The following is a 773-nucleotide window of genomic DNA, read 5'->3' on the forward strand; positions in this document are numbered from 1 at the left end:
GGGCACGTCGAGCCCCTGCGGGACCTCGAGGCGGAAGCCGACCTCGACCTGCGCGCCGTACGGCCCGGGGACCACCTCGACCGACGTCACCCGCACCTCGGTCCCGAAGCCGTCCTGCCTGTCGATCCAGTCGTCGCCCAGGTGCCCGGGCTCGAGGTCGGGCTCCGGTGGCGCGGTCAGGATCCGGAACAGCTCTCGGGCGTACTCCTCGTCGTCCACCGCCCCATGCTCGCCGACGTGCCCCGAACCTCGCGACGGATTTCGCCTGAGCGCGCGGGGAAGTCCGCCGGGTGCGACCGAGCGGGTTCGACACACCGCCGAGCGGTGACAGACTGCGGCCATGGACAACCTCACCGTCATCGTCCTCGCTGCCGGCGGCGGCACCCGCATGAAGTCGAAGACCATGAAGGTGCTCCACCCCGTCGCCGGGCGCTCCATGATCGGCCACGTGCTGCGCGCCGTGCAGGCCGTCGAGCCGACCCACGTCGTCGCCGTCGTCGGCCACCAGCGCGAGCAGGTCGGGCCGCACATCACCGAGATGCTGCCGACCGCGGTGCTGGCGGTGCAGGAGACGCAGGAGGGCACCGGGCACGCCGTACGCATCGCGATGGAGGCCTCCGGCACGACGGCCGGCACCGTGATCGTCGCCGCCGGCGACACCCCGCTGCTCCAGGGGGAGTCGCTGCGGGCGTTCGCCGAGGAGCACGAGGCGGCGCAGCGGGCGGTGAGCATCCTGAGCGGGCGGGTGCCGAACCCGTTCGGCTACGGGCGGA

At 73.2% G+C, this 773-nt stretch carries 2 protein-coding genes; one reads left to right on the forward strand and one right to left on the reverse strand.

Annotation, left to right across the window (positions count from 1 at the left end; genetic code table 11):
• On the reverse strand, window positions 1–219 hold a 219-nt coding region (locus tag FB586_RS18465), incomplete at its 3' end, for a hypothetical protein (protein WP_136520833.1).
• Window positions 220–340: 121 nt separating this feature from the next.
• Here FB586_RS18465 and FB586_RS18470 point away from each other — a divergent pair.
• Window positions 341–773 (forward strand): NTP transferase domain-containing protein (locus FB586_RS18470; RefSeq protein WP_168800611.1); only part of this gene is annotated, 433 nt, incomplete at its 3' end.

The organism is Cellulomonas telluris, from assembly GCF_004886325.1.
In the GTDB taxonomy this organism is placed as follows: domain Bacteria; phylum Actinomycetota; class Actinomycetes; order Actinomycetales; family Cellulomonadaceae; genus Cellulomonas; species Cellulomonas telluris.